At 58.7% G+C, this 17,012-nt stretch carries 16 protein-coding genes; all 16 read left to right on the forward strand.

What is annotated here, in order from left to right; genetic code table 11:
* The first annotated feature begins 22 nt into the window (after positions 1 to 22).
* The 16 genes from FB555_RS01860 to FB555_RS01935 all read left to right on the forward strand — a co-directional run bounded on the left by FB555_RS01860 (position 23) and on the right by FB555_RS01935 (position 16,948).
* Complete coding sequence (locus FB555_RS01860) at positions 23 to 1,762, forward strand: DUF262 domain-containing protein (protein WP_220475738.1); 1,740 nt, start codon at positions 23 to 25, stop codon at positions 1,760 to 1,762.
* A gap of 1 nt (position 1,763) precedes the next feature.
* Positions 1,764 to 2,609, forward strand: coding sequence for a hypothetical protein (locus FB555_RS01865; RefSeq protein ID WP_220475739.1), 846 nt, complete (start codon positions 1,764 to 1,766; stop codon positions 2,607 to 2,609).
* 612 nt (positions 2,610 to 3,221) lie between these two features.
* Complete coding sequence (locus FB555_RS01870) at positions 3,222 to 3,968, forward strand: hypothetical protein (RefSeq protein WP_182483733.1); 747 nt, start codon at positions 3,222 to 3,224, stop codon at positions 3,966 to 3,968.
* A 2-nt stretch (positions 3,969 to 3,970) separates the two neighbouring features.
* Positions 3,971 to 5,125, forward strand: coding sequence for an ImmA/IrrE family metallo-endopeptidase (locus FB555_RS01875; RefSeq protein WP_182483734.1), 1,155 nt, complete (start codon positions 3,971 to 3,973; stop codon positions 5,123 to 5,125).
* 38 nt (positions 5,126 to 5,163) lie between these two features.
* Positions 5,164 to 5,403, forward strand: a complete 240-nt coding sequence (locus FB555_RS01880) for a DUF2188 domain-containing protein (RefSeq protein ID WP_182483735.1) — start codon at positions 5,164 to 5,166, stop codon at positions 5,401 to 5,403.
* Between the two features lie 10 nt (positions 5,404 to 5,413).
* The gene (locus tag FB555_RS01885; RefSeq protein WP_182483736.1) at positions 5,414 to 7,024 is read left to right on the forward strand and encodes a DUF6119 family protein; all 1,611 of its coding nucleotides are present in this window, start codon (positions 5,414 to 5,416) and stop codon (positions 7,022 to 7,024) included.
* Positions 7,025 to 7,354: 330 nt separating this feature from the next.
* Entirely contained in the window at positions 7,355 to 7,870 is a 516-nt protein-coding gene (locus FB555_RS01890; protein ID WP_182483737.1) for a TIR domain-containing protein, read from the forward strand.
* Positions 7,870 to 8,709 (forward strand): macro domain-containing protein, encoded by an 840-nt coding sequence (locus FB555_RS01895; RefSeq protein ID WP_182483738.1) that lies wholly within the window; start codon positions 7,870 to 7,872, stop codon positions 8,707 to 8,709. Before FB555_RS01890 ends, FB555_RS01895 begins: the two co-directional genes overlap by 1 nt.
* On the forward strand, positions 8,706 to 9,176 hold the full coding sequence (locus FB555_RS01900) for an HIT family protein (RefSeq protein ID WP_182483739.1): 471 nt from the start codon (positions 8,706 to 8,708) through the stop codon (positions 9,174 to 9,176). The genes FB555_RS01895 and FB555_RS01900 overlap by 4 nt, the downstream gene beginning before the upstream one ends.
* Positions 9,169 to 9,435: a hypothetical protein gene (locus tag FB555_RS01905; protein WP_182483740.1), complete on the forward strand. Its 267-nt coding sequence runs from the start codon at positions 9,169 to 9,171 to the stop codon at positions 9,433 to 9,435. Before FB555_RS01900 ends, FB555_RS01905 begins: the two co-directional genes overlap by 8 nt.
* On the forward strand, positions 9,432 to 10,799 hold the full coding sequence (locus FB555_RS01910) for a hypothetical protein (RefSeq protein ID WP_182483741.1): 1,368 nt from the start codon (positions 9,432 to 9,434) through the stop codon (positions 10,797 to 10,799). The genes FB555_RS01905 and FB555_RS01910 overlap by 4 nt, the downstream gene beginning before the upstream one ends.
* 396 nt (positions 10,800 to 11,195) lie before the next feature.
* Positions 11,196 to 12,524 (forward strand): MFS transporter, encoded by a 1,329-nt coding sequence (locus FB555_RS01915; RefSeq protein WP_182483742.1) that lies wholly within the window; start codon positions 11,196 to 11,198, stop codon positions 12,522 to 12,524.
* A 608-nt stretch (positions 12,525 to 13,132) separates the two neighbouring features.
* On the forward strand, positions 13,133 to 13,345 hold the full coding sequence (locus tag FB555_RS01920; protein ID WP_182483743.1) for a heavy-metal-associated domain-containing protein: 213 nt from the start codon (positions 13,133 to 13,135) through the stop codon (positions 13,343 to 13,345).
* Positions 13,342 to 14,298 (forward strand): heavy-metal-associated domain-containing protein, encoded by a 957-nt coding sequence (locus FB555_RS01925; protein ID WP_182483744.1) that lies wholly within the window; start codon positions 13,342 to 13,344, stop codon positions 14,296 to 14,298. Before FB555_RS01920 ends, FB555_RS01925 begins: the two co-directional genes overlap by 4 nt.
* Before the next feature lie 56 nt (positions 14,299 to 14,354).
* On the forward strand, positions 14,355 to 16,619 hold the full coding sequence (locus FB555_RS01930; RefSeq protein WP_182483745.1) for a heavy metal translocating P-type ATPase: 2,265 nt from the start codon (positions 14,355 to 14,357) through the stop codon (positions 16,617 to 16,619).
* A 53-nt stretch (positions 16,620 to 16,672) separates the two neighbouring features.
* Entirely contained in the window at positions 16,673 to 16,948 is a 276-nt protein-coding gene (locus FB555_RS01935) for a YHS domain-containing protein (RefSeq protein WP_182483746.1), read from the forward strand.
* Positions 16,949 to 17,012 lie beyond the last annotated feature (64 nt).

A 17,012-nucleotide genomic window follows, 5' to 3' on the forward strand; every position in this document is an offset into this window, starting at 1 on the left:
GACCCCGCGAAGCATCGAGGAGATGCTTACAGCCATCCACAAGCGTGAATATCTAATGCCCGCGATCCAGCGTGAGTTCGTCTGGGGCGTTGACCAAATCACCAAGCTCGTGGACAGCCTTATGCGCGGATACCCTGTTGGCTCGTTCCTGCTCTGGGACGTCAAACCAGAGACTGCGCAGTCGTACACGTTCTACGAGTTCCTCACGAACTACCACGAGCGCGACAACCCTTATGCCGACAGGGCCACGGTCACAGCGGGCAGTGGCACCATTGCTGTGCTCGACGGGCAGCAGCGTCTGACCTCGCTGAACATCGCCCTCTACGGGAGCTTCGCCGAGAAGAAAAAGTACGCCTGGTGGAACAGCACTGATGCGTTTCCGGTGAAGCGGCTTTACCTCAACCTCGTAGATGACCCCGATGAGGAGGAGCTGGGCCTGAAGTACGACCTGCGCTTCCTCACGGATGCGGAGGCTTCAGCGGAGGAGGGTGGCCAAGACAAGTGGTTCCGAGTCGGGGCCGTGCTCGACCTCACGAACTCGGGCCCAGCGATCATGAAGGAGTTGGAGCGCCGTAACATCGCCAACTCTGGCGACGCGTTCCAGCGAATGTATGACCTCTATGAGGCGGTTCGCATCCTCAAGCCGATGAACTACTTTCTGGTGACGGACCAGGACCCGGATAAGGTACTGGAAATCTTCGTCCGGGTGAACAGCGGCGGGACCACACTCTCTTACTCAGACCTGCTGCTCTCAATGGCCACCAACCAGTGGAGCGAACTCGATGCCCGAGAAGAGGTTCGCTCCCTAGTCAGTGACCTCAACAGCAATGCTGGTCGCCAGTTCTCGTTCTCTAAGGACGTCGTCCTCAAAACCGCGTTGACTATCGCCGGTGTGGACGTTCGGTTTAAAGTCGCCAATTTCACGCAAGTAAACATGGCGAAGGTAGAGACCGCCTGGCCACAGATCAAGAACGCTCTGTTGCGCGCCGCAACCCTGCTTCAGCAGTTCGGGTTCAACGAGCGCAACCTCACTGCCAACAGCGTGATCGTGCCAATCGCCCACTACCTCCATTTGCGAGGCGCCGGGGACTCATATCTCGACTCCACCACGGACTCGACCGACCGTTTGGTGCTCCAGCGGTGGGTCACTCGATCCCTCATCAAGCGCGGCATTTGGGGTTCCGGTCTGGACACGACCCTGACGCGCATCCGCGAAGCGCTCACGGCTAACGAGACGACGGGTTTTCCCGTCGGCGATGTCGAGGCTGCGATGTCTTCGGTCGGCAAGGGCTTGTCATTCGATGCTGCAGAAGTTGACGAGTTGCTGAATCTCAAGTACGCAGGGCAACGCACTTTCTCAGTACTTTCTGTGCTCTACCCCGGGCTGGATCTGGGTAAGAAGTTTCACGAGGACCACATCTTTCCGAAGTCGCGCTTTACCAAGAAGAAGCTAATCGGGGCAGGAGTCGATGCGGACAGGGTTAACGACTACCTCGATGCCTTTAACCTTCTTCCGAACCTCCAGTTGCTGGCGGGGACAGCCAATATCGAGAAGCAAGATGCGTTGCCCGGCGACTGGATCGCGGCGGCGTTCCCTTCCGAGGAAAAGCGTACAACTTACCTCGACGAGAACGACCTCGACGGGCTTCCAGTCGACATTGCCGGCTTCCTCACGTTCTTCGAGCAACGTAAGGCGCGAGTGCGGGACAGGCTCGTGAAGGCGCTCGGGACATCCGCTGTGGCTGTTCTTGCCAAGGAGTGAAATGTCGGAGTCACCCACGGGCTTCGACAATGTCGCGAAGCAGATGTTTGAAGACCTTTTCGGGATGTCGAGCGGCTACCTACTGGATTTCAGCAACGGCACTTTCGCTTCGTTTGTCCAGACGTGTCTCGGATTCAATCCGTATGCGCGATACGACGGTTCGAAAGCTGTCATACTCCGGCAGATCTGGCTGAACGAGCCGTTCGCCGATGTCGCCAAACTCAACCTCGATCTCTTGGAACGGTGGAAGTTGAACAAGCTGAAAACCGATGAGGATCCGACAAAGTATGAGCAACATGTGCTTGAGACGATCACAGCGTTGTTCAGCTCTTCGGAGCGGCCCGCCTTGACGACCGACGACCTCGCCTTTCTCGACATGGCCCTCGGTGCGGTCGATCTCGCCGCGCTACCCAGCGAACTGACTGCCCGGCAGGTCGTTGCCTCCCGACTCGATGAGATCGATCGGGCGCTGGATGCCGGGGCGCCATTGGCCGTGATCTTTTTGGTCGGCAGCACTCTTGAAGGCCTGCTCGCCGAGCTAGCGCAGGCGCAAGCAACGACATTCACTACATCGCCGGTGGCGCCAAGAACTAGAGGGGCTGTAAAGCCGCTGGATACATGGACACTCTCCGAGCTGATCGCAGTTTCTCGTGCCCTCGGAGTCCTCAGTGAGGACGTGGCCAAGCACGCCGATCAGGTTCGGAACTTCCGCAACTACATCCACCCGCGGCAGCAGCTCAAGGAGAGTTTCGAGCCGCGGATGGAGACGGCTCGAATCGCCCAGCAAGTGCTGCGTGCTGCCTTGGTGGACCTCAAGGAACTCACCGGAGCCCCCACACCCAACTGAGCCACCACGCCTCTTGCAGATCGAGGTAGCCGCCTTCGGCGACGGTAGTCCACCTCCTTGTTGAGTGAGGAGAGGTGGCTGTCGATGACGGTCTCGATGTGTGTGATGTCGGCGGGCTACGGCTACAAGTTATCTCCTCCGCACAGTAGTCGCCGGTGACGACGACCGATCTATTTAGACTCCACTGACGAGGTATTACAATGCCGACGGAACCACGCCCGGAAGGCGGATGGGCGACAGTCAGCACGCATCATCGCGGCATACCGAGGCCGCTACCGCATCTCGACGCCTTCTGCGCTCGGTGCACCGTCTGAGTCCGCGATTCAGAAGATCGACTGTGCCCGAGGAGAAGCGGCGCTGTGAGCCACTGAACTTAAGCAACCGGGCGCACCGACTCCGTGTTATCCCGTAAGCCGGGTAGTTCCCGGACGTGGACTCTGACACGGTTGTCGTTGGTAGATGCGAGTAGCTGCCGCGTCTTGAAGTGTAAAGCGCTGAGTACATCACTCAATTTGCCGCTAAAGATGAGCGTACCAGCGCTCTGTTTGACTATATTCGGTTGTATTCTAAAGTTTCGTGCTAGAGTCGCCTTACCGACTAGAGGAGAACGGCATGGAAGCGCAGTACGAGGGTGATGATTGGAGGAGTGAGTTCCTGCCAGAGGAGCTTGCCGCGATACGCGACCGGGTCCCGACCGCTATCCATGAAAGCCAGGATCGCTCCGCTCGCGCTCACACGGCATACAACGATCCCGATGGTGACCAGAATGTGTACGGCGCAGGTATGGCTCGGGGTGTTCAGAAGGAGTTGCGGGCACTCCTCTCAGATCTGCCCTCTTATCGTGAGGCCAAGGTTCCGAACACGCGCCGGACGCTCACCTTCGTCGGAAATACGCTGATCTTTCCACAGCGCGTCGGCAAGCAGATGCCTCGCAATTTCCGTCGTGTTCGCCTGAGCTATCTCCCCGAATCGCGCCGCGAACTTCTCGCGAAGACCAGCAACGTCAAGTATTCAGATCCCGGGCTCTTCGACATCGAGCAGATATTGAGCGATGACCAACCTGCATCGCTGAATGACGCGATCGATCACCTGGAAATTGCCAGCCCTCGGGCGACGCTATTCGTTCCCTACTACAGCAGCACGCCACGAGGAGTAGGCACGATTTACTTCGCTCCGGCGCGACTGAACGGACTCTACCTGGAGTTCACTGACCCCGAGCTCTTCACTTACCAGCAGACCCCTGCTTCGGTCGAGCAGACAAATGTCAAGTTGAAGCCGGTGGCTGGTTTCGCTGGTGGTGAGCGCCCTCGTACCTCAGTAAAGCTACGACAGCTTCCTGCCGAGCTGGAGAGAAGTTGAGGGTGAACGAGGCAAGTGGCTCTGGTCGCGATCTCGTGGACATCGCAAGGCTTTTCGATCCCGCTCGACTCGCACAGGCGCGCCGGATCAGCAAGATGTCGAAGGCTGATCTCCACCGGAAGGTCGGAGTTTCGGCGGCCGCCATCGGGCAGTATGAACGCGGTGAAGTGCGCCCTCGTGCTGAGACGGTAGCGGCACTTGCCCGCGCGTTGCACGTGCCCCCAGAGTTTTTTGCTCTTGGACGCCCGCGCGTGCAGGTGGATATCGCCGAAGCCTCGTTCCGGCGTCTCCGCTCCACAACTGTCACACAACAACAGCAGGCAACTGCCTATGTCGAGCAAACGTGGGAACTCAGTTGCTACCTCGAAGAGAGCGTCGAGTTCCCCGAACTCAACCTCCCTGCCTGGGCGCTTGCAGATTCCGACGATGTGCCGGACCCTGTGACAGCGGCTCGCGCCATACGACAACACTGGAACTTGGGGGCCGGACCAATCCAGCACCTGGTGTACCAGCTGGAACAGCACGGCATTTTAACGGTCTTTTTTTCCATGAAGGAAGACAGCACACTCGATGAGAAGAGCCGTATTGATGCCTTCTCCACCGTCGTGTTGCCGCGTCCGATCATCGTGCTCACACCAGACAAGGCCAACGATGTTATGCGGCACCGGTTCTCAGCAGCGCACGAACTCGGGCATGTAGTGCTGCATCATGGTCGCCAGGGAACGGACAGCCAACTGGAGCGGCAGGCAGATATGTTCGCAGCCGAGTTCCTGACGCCTCGCGAGATTATCCGTGATCAGCTCCCGAATCGTCTGAATTTCAAGAAGTACGAGGAACTTGGGCAGAGGTGGGGGGTCTCAGTTCAATCTCTGATCTACAGATCGCGAGAGCTGGAGCTCATCTCTGAATCCACTGCCCGGCGTGCTTACATCACACTGAGCAGTCTCCCGCGACGCACGATGCCGGTTGAAGATTACGAAGGTGAGCGTCCCGAACTTTTGAAATCCGCCATCGAACTTCTCGCCGGCGTTGGCGTGTCGTTGAGCCAGATAGCGACCGACCTACAGATGACGCCACGGCATATACGACGCCTCGCGGACATCGACGACCCGCAACCGAAGCTCTCCCTCGTGCAGAGCCATCCGAACGGTAAGTAGTCGTAGCGGGATTTCCCCGCGCGAGAAAGGAAACAATCATGGGAGCGCCCAACAAGCGAGTTGTGCAACGTCGAAGTGACGGTGACTGGGAAGTACGCAAGCCTGGCGACGACCGAGCAAGCGCAGTCACATCAACACAGGCCGAAGGAATCAAGCGTGCGCGCACCATCCTCGGCAATGACGGCGGTGGTGAACTCCAGGTTCGATCGGTTAGAGGAACGATTCGTTCGCAGGACACGGTCTCTCCGGGCAACGATCCGCGAGCATCGAAGGGATGACGCCAGACTCATGAAATCACGGCGGCTCACCTTCTACCTTCTGCGTGAAGAAGTAGAAGAGTTCGACGATGCGCTCGATCAAGAGAAGGCGAGCACGAGTGTGAATCTCGCTGCATCGTCTGGGGTCGATGGGCGGTTCCATTATCTGAAGCCCAAGCCATTGATTCCAGCATGGGTTGGGTTTGTCCAGCCTCTGCTCGACGGTCCGCTCGAAAGTATCCGTTCCTCATCGACGTCTGGGCTACTCCTTCTCAGGGCCTCCGGACGCATCTTCGCCTTGACGTTCGGGTATGGTCGCTCCCTTCTCGACCTCTCGAAGATCGAGTATCAGTTCGGTCTTCGTGTCGCCTTGAACCGCATCGACCCTCGCCAGATCCGGAGTCTGGACACAAAGACGTTTGAGGATCTCGTGGTCTCGACCAGCACTCAGGCCAGCAAGAGTGCCGAACTGCCAACATTCGGAGTAGACGTCTCGAAGGACATTCTTAGAGCTGTCACAGGTGAGCCGCGGGATCCGGAGTTCGCGAAACGCATTGCAGGGTCCGACTCGCTGGTCATGAGCGTAAATGCTGCTCCCAGTGATCTTCCTTCGCTCTGCAATGATCTTCTCAGTGCATTCGCCGCGGATGACTATAAGGCGGAGTTTGGGTGGATCGACCAGCTGTCGCTCGTGCGAAACGGCAAGCATATTGCCGCACTCAACGACCTTCTCGTCGCACAGCTTCAGAGCGGTGAAACGGGATCCACACACCTAGCTATGCCGGAGACCATTGACTGGGAAGACATCGACGCCTTCAAAATTGGGGGAACACGAGGCCACATCTATGAAGATCTCGACCTTGATGAGTACCTGCACCGGCTCGGCGACGAACGCCTCGCACTCACCCTCGAGAATCTAAAGTCCCGTCCAGTATCGATCAGGTTCGGACGTTCCGGGAACTTCGACAAGCGATGGAACCTCTTCCAATGCATAGTCACCGAGCAGCGACTCGAAGAAAAGCTCCACGTCCTTATCGAAGGGCGATGGTTCGCCATCAGTGACTCACTCGTGGGAGAGGTCGATCAGTTCGTCAGTGGTCTCCCTGAATCGAGTGTTTCGCTGATTTCCGCGCTGCCGGGTGAGGTGGAGGCGGACTACAACGCTCGCCTCGCAGAAAGTGAACCCGAGCACCTACTCAAGCTAGACGCCCGTATCAAACGTCCCGGTGGAGCGACGAGCGGGATCGAGTTCTGCGATGTCCTCTCCGACAACGGTGACCTCGTTCACGTCAAACGGAAGTCCCGATCATCGACGTTGAGCCACCTATTCGCGCAAGGTGGTGTTTCTGCGACCACCTTCCTCAGCGACGGTCACTACCGTTCGGAGATCCGTCGGCTCATTGAAGACGAAGTCCCTGTTGATACGCGCGATACCTGGCTGAACCTGGTGCCAGCGGCCGACGAAACAGTGAGCAGATCGCGCTACCGGGTGACCTATGCAGTCATAGCGAACTCCGACCGTGACGGACGTGACTGGCTCCCGTTCTTCAGCAAACTAAACCTCATGCAGCAGGGTAGACAGCTTCTCAACATGGGATTCGGAGTGGCCCTTGCGCGAGTCCCGATTGCTGAAGCAACTTGATCGGAACGGGGGCGACGCGCCTCACCCTTCAGCCCTTATAGAAGTTGGTCACCCACAGCGTTGATACCCGGGTTCTTATATCGATCGAGCTTGCCAATCGGGGCTTCTTCAGCCACTCGCATAGAACCAGAGCGCGCACCTGCCTCAACAATCATGCTCGCCCCCGACAACTTCGCAACGATCTGGGCCCGATCCAGAACTCCTCGGCGTAGCGGTAGCGGCTGGGCGCATCTGACGCAAGTGGCCCCGCGCCTGGGGCGGCCGATACCATGGTGACGGCCGGTCCCACCGGTCCGCCGACCCTCTCCAGATGAGCCTAGGAGCCCAACGATGAGCTACCGCAACAAAACTTATGTCGCTTTCGCCAGCGAAGACATCCACAACTACCGGTTGATGACAGCGTGGAAGGCGAGCGACAACATCGATTTCGATTTCACAAACGCTCACGATATCTATGCGGCCTACGACACGAGTACGCCTGAAACGATCAAGCGACGGCTACGCGAACGGTTGAACAACACTAAGCAGGTGATCTTATTGGGAAGCCCGGACGCACGTCGCAAGGGTGGCAACGGTACTTCGTTCCTCGCCTATGAGGTCAATGCGATCATTTCTCTGGGGCTTCCGGTCGTGATCGCGAACTTGGGTGGGGCCCGCGGTCATGTCAGCGGAAACGTTCCGACACCGTTTGCTGATGTCGACTATTACACGATGGCGGTATCGTTCGGGCCCAAGGTCACCAAGTACGCCCTCGATGACTACGCCGCGAACTTCGCCGGATCGGGCGACACGGGACCGTATTGGTACAAGGAATCGGTGTACGAGAGTCTTGGGTTGAACAAATAGTGCGTCGCAAACGCAACCCTCGTCGGTATGCGGCAGGGTTTTTCCGTCGTTTTTTGGAGGCAATTGGTGCGCAGGTTGCGGGCGCGGGCGCGCTCGCCGTGTTTGCTCCTGACATGCTGAAGGACCAATGGTGGCTGGTGGGCGCGGCCGTGCTTGTGGCAGCAGCGTGGGCGGTATTCGAGCAACGTCAGGTGCCACCGTCGCAATGGTACGCCCATGGAAACTTCACGATTCGACTCGTCGTCGGTGACTTGTTTCAGCAGGATGCCTCGGCGATGGTTGGGATGACAACGACGTTCGATACGGACCCGACCATTATCGATGCGGGTAGCGTGCAGGGAAGCTTTCTGCGCACTGTCTACGCGAGCTCGCATACCCGTCTTGACCAGGAGCTGGAGGAATCGCTGGCAACCGCAAAGCCAGTCTCCACTATCGTCAAGGCTGGCAAGGGGCATGCGTATCCTCTGGGGACCACTGCGATTCTCAAAGGCCGCGGTGCTATCCGCTATTACTGTCTCGCATACACTGAGATGGACGTGCACAACCGCGCACAAGGTTCAATTCGCGGCATCGTTCACAGCCTGGACAGGCTGTGGGACGCCGTCGATATTCACAGCAATGGTGCCCCAATCTGTGTGCCGTTGCTTGGCCAAGGTCAATCTCGTGTCCCGGAGTTAACCGCCGAAGCCGCCGTGCGGTTGATGGCGTTCTCGTTTTTCCTGCGCTGTCGCCGGAAACGGGTGTCTTCCGAACTGCGGATCGTCATCCACCCGAAGGAGATCAATAAGATCGACCAGACTGAGTTCCAAGCTTTTCTCCGCTCCTTGGTGACAGAATGACCGACAGCGCCAGTAGTCTCGACATCCCGGATCAGGAGCGGTGTGCGTTCTGTGACTATCTCACGGTGAGTCGCCCGTTCACTATCCTTCGCCGCGACCGCCTCGTGGCGGTGCTCGTAACACGAGAGCAACGCGGGCTCGGACATCTCCTTGTCCTCCCCACGCGGCACTACCCGACGTTGTTGGAGTCACGGCGGGATGAACGCCACGAGTTGATCGATACCGTCACCTGGGCTGCGGCCGCCATCGACGAGGCCTACGAGCGTCCCGGGATTGTTGTGTGGCAGAACAATGGCACCGCAGCTCACCAGGCGATTCCTCACCTCCATTTTCATGTCGCCGCGACGCTTCCAGGAGGCGGTACAAACTTCGACGACGTACCGGAACTCAGCGTCGCCGAAACCGACCAGATCGCCGCGAGGATCCTGAGTACAGCTCCACCTATCGAAGGCTTTCTCCGTGATTGAACGGGCATTTCCACACGTCGGTCCAGTCGAGCGCACGCCCCCTACTGAAGTGGTGAGGTTCATCGACGACCTTCTTACCTGGTATGTGACGAACGTGATGCGATCCGCCAAACTTCGTCAGACCCAACAAAAGTGGGAGCCGAACGGGTTCAACGACATCGTGGCTCTGCCCGTCGCAGCCGTGCAGCGCGAAGGCGTGGATGTCTATATGATCGCTCTCGCTAATCGCGGTAACGATGCTGGCACAATGAATGCATGACAGTGACATCGGGGTTTTACCTGACGATCGGATCCGTGGTAACTGAATCGGTTACTACAAAGATCACCACCGCAGGTAACGAGTACATATCCAAGAAGCTGTCATCTTTGCCCGGGAACTGGTGGACTATCGTAAGTCTCCTTAAGCGCTCAGACCTTATTGGCGTGATCGTGAAGCTCACTGCAAGCGATTTTGAGCGAATTCACAAGGAGCGCTATTCGGCGGTCGCGGCAGTACTATTCGAGAAACTTGCCAGGAAACCCTATCTGATCGTCGTCCATGAGGCGGTTGTTGGTGACTCCGATCTTGAACTGACTACGTCCAGCGAAGAGCAAAACGAGGGCTGGGATGGTTTTACCTGGAACGGTCAGGTGGCCAAAGAGTACTTCGGAACTTTGGATAACCAGATTCGCGAGCACGTTCTTGGCCTATTGGCCAAACGGGGACTGACGATTTCTACTTACAAGCGGAATGCCGAGGCATCGGTTCTCGCGACTTCGTTCGTCGAAGATACTCAGAGCAACCTTCTGTTCCGAATCTACGTTCCGTCAGGACGCCTCTATGAGGAGGAGCTGGCAAAGCTGCTCAGCATGTTTCATGACTGGTTGGGATCAGTGAAGCATCAGACAGTGCGTCAAGGAGGCTACAAGACGCCAAGTGGTCGCGTCATCGAGTTCTATGGCGAACCGGGAATGACGACCGAGTCCGTAGGAACCGAGCTCGAAGAGTTTGCACAGTTCCTGGGCCTACTTTATCAACCAGGTGCCGCGGAGGCGATGTTGCAGGGCTTGGGCCTGGAACGGATGAAGGCAGTCGATCTCGTAGCACGTTACGGCAAGGAGGCTCGCCGCGTCCTCCTTGACACTAAGCATGAGCGGGATCGGAGAATGCTTGCCATCAAACAGCAGCTCGAGTCCGAACTCGTCGATGATCTCGACTCGGTGACCTCAAAGGATATCGAGAGTCTCGTTCAACTGCTGGTGCCTGCTTCGCCGTTCGCGTCAAGCACTATGACCTTGCAGCTCGCTACTGGCGTTGGAACGTTACCCTCCGTGACGATCCAGCAGCAGATTTTTCAACATGTCGAAGGAGTCGTGGCTCAGAACGTAAACGGAGCCGTCGCCCTTGGTGCACCTGCCGAGCAGCTCATCGAGCTGGTGCGCGAGCTCGGTGCGGAGGCAAGGGCTTCTCTCGAAACCGATGCTCGCGAGCTCTCGGACCCGGGCGCGCCATCATCCGCAAGAATCGGTGCGCGTCAGCGATTGAAGGCCTTCCTGGTTCGCAACGGCCAGCGAATTGAATCCGCTACTTTCCAGATGATGTGGAAGTGGATCGAGAGTCAGATCGGTGGTTCGGCCAGCTGACAGAGCGGCACAAACGGCGTCCTCGGGGCAGAGTGAAGTTCATCGCATGGGCTGGTAGGCACTGCGTGAACTGCAAGGCGACCTTAGGCGCGCACGTGGTCAGTACGTAGAGCAAGGGAAGAAGCGAAGTCGTTCCAGGGGGACCAGAATCATGCAACCCATGCAACCCAAGCATCTCGTGACATGCGTTGCATGATCTGACCAGCGGAATCACACGGGCTTTGCTTCTGAGCAGTGCTTATTGACGCCGGGGATCAAGTGGTCACAGGTTCAAATCCTGTCAGCCCGACCAACAAAAATAACCACCTTTGCCGGGTGGTTTTTTTGTTTTGCCATGGCTCCATCAGGTCAGCACGTGTGCGGAGCCGAAGTCAGCCTCGGCGATAGAATCAGCTCGTGAGTGAAGCCAAACGTAGATTCGTTGACCTCGCGCCACTTCGGGCATCGCCGGCCTTCGCCAGGCTCTGGATCGGTGCTACGCTCTCCGGCATCGGCGCGCAAATGACCATCATGGCCGTGGGCCTGCAGATATTCGACATTACCCACAACACTTTCCTCGTTGGCCTGGTGGGTGGGATCGCGCTAATCCCCATGCTTTTTGCTGGCCCGTGGGGCGGAATGCTCGCCGACAGTATGGATCGCAGAACCGTCATTCTCGGCGCCATTACGGTTTTGTGGCTGTCTACCCTCGGGTTGGTTATCCTTTCCGCCATAGATGCCACGCAAAGAACGAGTGGTGGCCATGTTGAGATCTGGCCGTTCTATGTTTTCACCACCATCAATGCCATGGCGTACATCATCTCTGGTGCTGCCAGAACGGCTGTGTATCCGCGCATCCTTGATTTGAATCTCGTTCCCCGAGCAAATGCCCTCAGCGGTATCTCGATGGGGGTTCAATACACCGTTGGTCCCGCGCTGGCGGGGGTGCTAGTCGCAACAGCGGGATTCTCTGCGGCCTTCACTGTTGACCTAGCGTTGGCTCTGGCCGGTTTCTTCGGGGTTGTCACTCTTCCCAAGATTCCGCCGCTGCATGATGCTGTGGCAAAGGGATGGGGTGGCATCAAGCAGGGCTTAGCATTCTTGCGCACCGCCCCCAATATTCGCATGAGTTTCATCGTCGACATCGTTGCGATGAGCTTGGGTCGACCCTATGCGGTTCTTCCCGCTGTCGCCGCGACGGTCATTGGTGGGGGACCGGCCACCGTCGGGGTGCTCACTGCCGCAGCAGCATTGGGAACGTTTTCCACGAGCTTGCTCAGCGGCCCCGTCGCTCACATCAACCGCTATGGACTGGCCATTGGCCGCGCCATCACGATCTATGGGGCCTTTATCGCAGCCTTCGGCGCGGTCGTCCTTGCGGGCATTCTGGGCGCATTCGGTGACGTCGGGAATGACTGGGCGCACGTGAGCTGGTTGGGGCTGACTCTGTCGGCACTCTGCTTCTTTGGTATGGGTGCCTCCGATGAAGTCTCAGCAATCTTTAGATCCACCATTTTGTTGACGGCTGCACCGGATGAGATGCGCGGTCGTCTGCAGGGGGTCTTCTATGCGGTCGTTGCGGGTGGCCCTCGAATTGGTGACTTTTACACAGGTCTGCTCGCCGTTTCAATTGCGCTGTGGGCACCGGCACTGATCGGCGGAATCGCAATCATGGTTGTGATTACCTATCTCCTGCACACCAATCACAGATTTAGAAATTACGACAATCGGCACCCTGAGCTCTAAAACTCAGGCTAGCTGAGTGAGTTCTATTGGTCGTATGCGTTGAGTATCTAACCGAGACGGCGGAACCCGGATTCAAGATGGAAGTGCAACACCTCGTAGGTTATGGGTATTCGGATCACACTGGTTGGATACCCCCGGCCGACGCGGACGCCTGTTTAGGGGGTCATTAAGCCCACTTGCAGGTTGGCTCTCGCAGCGCCCGATCCCATCAGCTAAACCGCATGCAATTGAATCGGTGACACTGATGAAAATCGCCCTGTGCGCAACTAAAGGCGCGATGTGAATAGGACCCTGCGGGTGAGCCCTATCACCGCACGCGAAGCGTCTGGTTCTCGCGCCTGCCCACCACTTCGGTTTGATTCGTTGTTGTGTGTGGAATGGGTCGCCCGAGCAATGCGTATGGGCTGATAGCGTCTTGCGCTGCGCGAGACGATATCGAGACGAGGGCCCCGCCGTCTGAAATTAGCGGGACCGACGAGGGCATTTTTGCATGGCATAACAGTGGCCACCATCCCAACAGCACCTCGTTGCGGAATACCCCAGCGGGGTATATTGTTATATTTACACATACCCGGTAGGGGTACCAGTCTAAAAGAAAAGGATACGTGATGGCCACGAACGAGTACCAGGTGACAGGAATGACCTGCGGGCACTGCGAGATGTCGATCCGTGAAGAGGTCGGCCAGATCGCTGGAGTCGAAGAGATCCAGGTGAATGCGCAGACGGGCAAGCTCGCCGTGACAGGCACCAATGCTGTCGATGATGCGCAGGTTTTGGCAGCAGTAGTAGAGGCGGGCTACTCGGCGGTGCGGACGGCATGAACGCAGGCGCGCGTCTTGCCATTTATGGGCTCGGACTCGTGGTGGCGTTCGGGGGTGCCTTCGGCATCGCAGGGGCTGTCGTTCCAGACAGTGCGGTTGCAGATTGGATGAAAGGAAGCGAAATGAACGGTCATCAAGAAGGTCACGGCGCCGAAAGCGCCGGAATCGAGCCCGCGACCGCGAGCGCTCTCAAGGGCTTGGCGCTCGGCATTGACGGGTATGTACTCTCGTCTGTTCAGGCTCCCGCTGCAGTTGGCGAGCTCGGTGAGTTGAGTTTTCAGATTCAGGATGCCGCTGGCACCCCGGTTACGGAGTACACCACCGCACACGACAAAGATTTGCATTTGATTGTGGCGCGGTCGGACGGCGCCCAGTTCCGCCATGTGCACCCAGTGCTGAACGAGTCAACGGGCACCTGGTCGATACCGTGGGAATGGGCTGCAGCCGGGAGCTACCGCGTGTTTGCGGACTTCACTACGGCGGGCGCAGAAGCATCCGCTTTCACCCTCACGCGCACTATTCAGGTAGCAGGAGAGTTCTCACCCGTGGCGGCGCAGCCCACTCGACATGATGAAGTGGCCGGTTTCACAGTTTCCGTCGACGGTGAAATGGTGGCCGGTTCGTCTAGCGAGCTCACGCTCACTGTCACCCGCGATGGTGAGCCGGTAACCACCTTGGAGCCGTACTTGGGTGCATTCGGTCACCTGGTTGCTCTGCGTGATGGCGATCTCGCGTTCTTGCACGTACACGCCGAGGGCAAAACCCCGAAGGCCGGCGAGACAGCCGGACCGGTGATCGTATTCAACGCAGAGGCCCCCACTGCCGGCCGCTACTTGCTGTACCTGGACTTCCAGGTTAATGGCGAAGTACACACCGCTGAGTTCGTTCTTGACGCAGCCCACAGCGGCGGACCCGCGAGCTCCACGAGCGGATCGCATTCGACAGGGCACTGACCATCGCGGGTCTCGCCCTTTCTGAAGCTAATTGCTAATAAATGAAGGAGTAAAACATGAGCACATCAGCGCCCCCGAGCGTGGGCACAGGCGTCGAGTTAGAGATCGGCGGGATGACCTGCGCCTCCTGCGCGATGCGGATAGAGAAGAAGCTGAACAAGCTCGACGGTGTGACCGCGACCGTGAACTACGCGACCGAAAAGGCAAAGGTCACTGTGCCAGAAGGATACGACCCGGCGCTGTTGATCGCCGAAGTCGAGAAAACTGGGTACACCGCCGCGATGCCCGCGCCTAAGGGCAAAAGGAAGGACAGTGGGGCACCCGGTGATGACGACGCAGACCCGGAGCTGCTTTTGCTGCGCAATCGGCTTGTTGGCGCGATCGTGCTGACCGTGCCCGTGATAGCGATGGCGATGATCCCCGCGTTGCAGTTCACATACTGGCAGTGGGCTTCGCTCGCGCTGGCTGCTCCCGTGATTCTGTGGGCGGCATGGCCGTTTCACACGGCAGCATGGACAAACCTGAAGCATGGCGCAGCGACGATGGACACCCTCATTTCAATGGGTACGTCCGCCGCTTTTCTGTGGTCGCTGTATGCGCTGTTCTTCGGCACAGCCGGAACGCCGGGCATGACACATCCGTTTGAGTTCGCGTTGGCTCCTTCCGATGGGGCGGCGAACATCTACCTCGAGGTTGGCGCCGGTGTGACGATGTTCATTCTCGCCGGTCGGTACTTCGAGAAGCGCTCGAAGAAACAGGCTGGCGCAGCCCTGCGCGCGTTGCTCGAACTCGGCGCGAAAGAGGTTGCGGTACTTCGCGATGGGGTCGAAACGAAGATCCCCGTTGAGGACCTCCAGGTCGGTGACGAGTTCATCGTGCGCCCAGGAGAGAAGATTGCCACCGACGGTGTCGTCGTCTCTGGCACATCAGCAGTGGATGCATCCATGCTTACTGGCGAAGCGGTTCCCGTCGAGGTCTCCCAGGGCGATACCGTCACCGGCGCCACGACGAATGTCGGTGGGCGGTTGGTGGTGCGTGCAACCCGGATCGGCTCTGATACGCAGCTGGCGCAAATGGCCCAACTCGTTGAAGATGCCCAGACCGGTAAAGCCGAGGTGCAGCGCCTCGCCGACAGGATCTCCGGCGTGTTCGTGCCGATCGTGATCGTGATTGCGTTCATCGCGCTCGGCGGTTGGCTCGGCGCGGGATTCCCTGTGACCGCGGCATTCACGGCAGCGGTCGCCGTACTCGTGATCGCGTGTCCCTGCGCGCTAGGCCTAGCGACGCCAACGGCACTGCTAGTTGGCACCGGCCGCGGTGCGCAGATGGGCGTACTCATCAAGGGCCCAGAGGTACTGGAATCCACACGCAAGATCGACACTGTCGTGCTGGACAAGACCGGAACGATCACAACTGGCAAGATGACACTGGTCGACGTGTTCGTCGAGGCCGGCACCGACCGTGCCGAACTGCTGCGCCTGGCCGGGGCGTTGGAGGATGCCTCGGAGCACCCGATTGCGCAGGCGATCGCCAAGGGGGCAACACAAGAAGTCGGAGCGCTGCCGACGCCTGAAGACTTCGCGAACATCCAAGGCAAGGGTGTGCAGGGCATCGTCGATGGCCACGCGGTACTGGTGGGCCGTGACTCGCTCCTCGCCGAGTGGTCACAGAAGCTGAGCCGCGAGCTCGCGTCGACAAAGGCACGCGCTGAGGGCGAGGGGAAAACTGTCGTCGCGGTGGGCTGGGACGGGCAGGCACGAGGCATCCTCGTCGTGGCCGACACCGTCAAGCCAACCAGTGCCGAAGCGATCGCTCAATTCAAGGCGATCGGGTTGACTCCGATCCTTCTCACCGGTGACAACGAGGCTGTGTCCCGGCAGATCGCCGCAGAAGTGGGCATCGAGGAGGTCATTGCCGAAGTGCTCCCAAAGGACAAGGTTGACGTCATCACCCGGCTGCAGCGCGAAGGAAAGATCGTCGCGATGATTGGCGACGGCGTTAACGACGCTCCCGCCCTCGCCCAGGCCGACCTCGGCCTTGCCATGGGCACCGGTGCCGATGTCGCGATCGAAGCATCCGATATCACCCTGGTGCGCGGCGACCTGCGCAGCGCGGTTGACGCGATCCGCCTGTCCCGTAAGACGCTTGGAACGATCAAAACCAACCTGTTCTGGGCGTTCGCCTACAACGTCGCGGCGATCCCCGTCGCGGCGCTCGGCATGCTCAACCCCATGCTTGCCGGGGCGGCGATGGCGCTCTCCAGTGTCTTCGTCGTCGGCAACAGCCTGCGCTTGCGCGGGTTCAAGAGCGTCGCAAAGTAGTAACGCGACAATTCCACATCACTCACAGAAACACACGAAGGGAATCACCCAGCATGACGAACGACACCCAGGCAACCTCCAGCTGTTGCAGTACCAACACACCCAACCCTGCAGCGGCGGGCAACGGCCGTGACAACCTGATGGGCGGCGGCGTGAGTGACGGCATGACTACCTGTCCGGTCATGGTCGGCACGGCTGTCAATAAGGCGGCTGCCAAGGCGGCCGGCCTCTATCGCGACTACGAAGGCGAGCGGTACTACTTCTGCTGCGCCGGGTGCGGGCCCGCCTTTGACTCAGACCCCGCCAAGTACGCCGCCAACATGGCATAACCGCTCAGACGACGGCAGGTACTCTATCATTGGCGAAATGCTCCGAACTTTGACCCGGGGACCT

It is taken from the genome of Alpinimonas psychrophila, assembly GCF_014137865.1.
Taxonomy (GTDB): Bacteria; Actinomycetota; Actinomycetes; order Actinomycetales; family Microbacteriaceae; genus Alpinimonas; species Alpinimonas psychrophila.

Excerpts from the sequence above, each read along its gene's own strand:
- FB555_RS01935 (WP_182483746.1), top strand. The coding sequence starts at position 16,673 with ATGACGAACGACACCCAGGCAACCTCCAGCTGTTGCAGTACCAACACA.
- FB555_RS01900 (WP_182483739.1), top strand. The coding sequence starts at position 8,706 with ATGACCGACAGCGCCAGTAGTCTCGACATCCCGGATCAGGAGCGGTGT.
- FB555_RS01925 (WP_182483744.1), top strand. The coding sequence starts at position 13,342 with ATGAACGCAGGCGCGCGTCTTGCCATTTATGGGCTCGGACTCGTGGTG.
- FB555_RS01930 (WP_182483745.1), top strand. The coding sequence starts at position 14,355 with ATGAGCACATCAGCGCCCCCGAGCGTGGGCACAGGCGTCGAGTTAGAG.
- FB555_RS01890 (WP_182483737.1), top strand. The coding sequence starts at position 7,355 with ATGAGCTACCGCAACAAAACTTATGTCGCTTTCGCCAGCGAAGACATC.
- FB555_RS01910 (WP_182483741.1), top strand. The coding sequence starts at position 9,432 with ATGACAGTGACATCGGGGTTTTACCTGACGATCGGATCCGTGGTAACT.
- FB555_RS01885 (WP_182483736.1), top strand. The coding sequence starts at position 5,414 with ATGAAATCACGGCGGCTCACCTTCTACCTTCTGCGTGAAGAAGTAGAA.
- FB555_RS01865 (WP_220475739.1), top strand. The coding sequence starts at position 1,764 with ATGTCGGAGTCACCCACGGGCTTCGACAATGTCGCGAAGCAGATGTTT.
- FB555_RS01920 (WP_182483743.1), top strand. The coding sequence starts at position 13,133 with ATGGCCACGAACGAGTACCAGGTGACAGGAATGACCTGCGGGCACTGC.
- FB555_RS01880 (WP_182483735.1), top strand. The coding sequence starts at position 5,164 with ATGGGAGCGCCCAACAAGCGAGTTGTGCAACGTCGAAGTGACGGTGAC.
- FB555_RS01870 (WP_182483733.1), top strand. The coding sequence starts at position 3,222 with ATGGAAGCGCAGTACGAGGGTGATGATTGGAGGAGTGAGTTCCTGCCA.
- FB555_RS01860 (WP_220475738.1), top strand. The coding sequence starts at position 23 with ATGCTTACAGCCATCCACAAGCGTGAATATCTAATGCCCGCGATCCAG.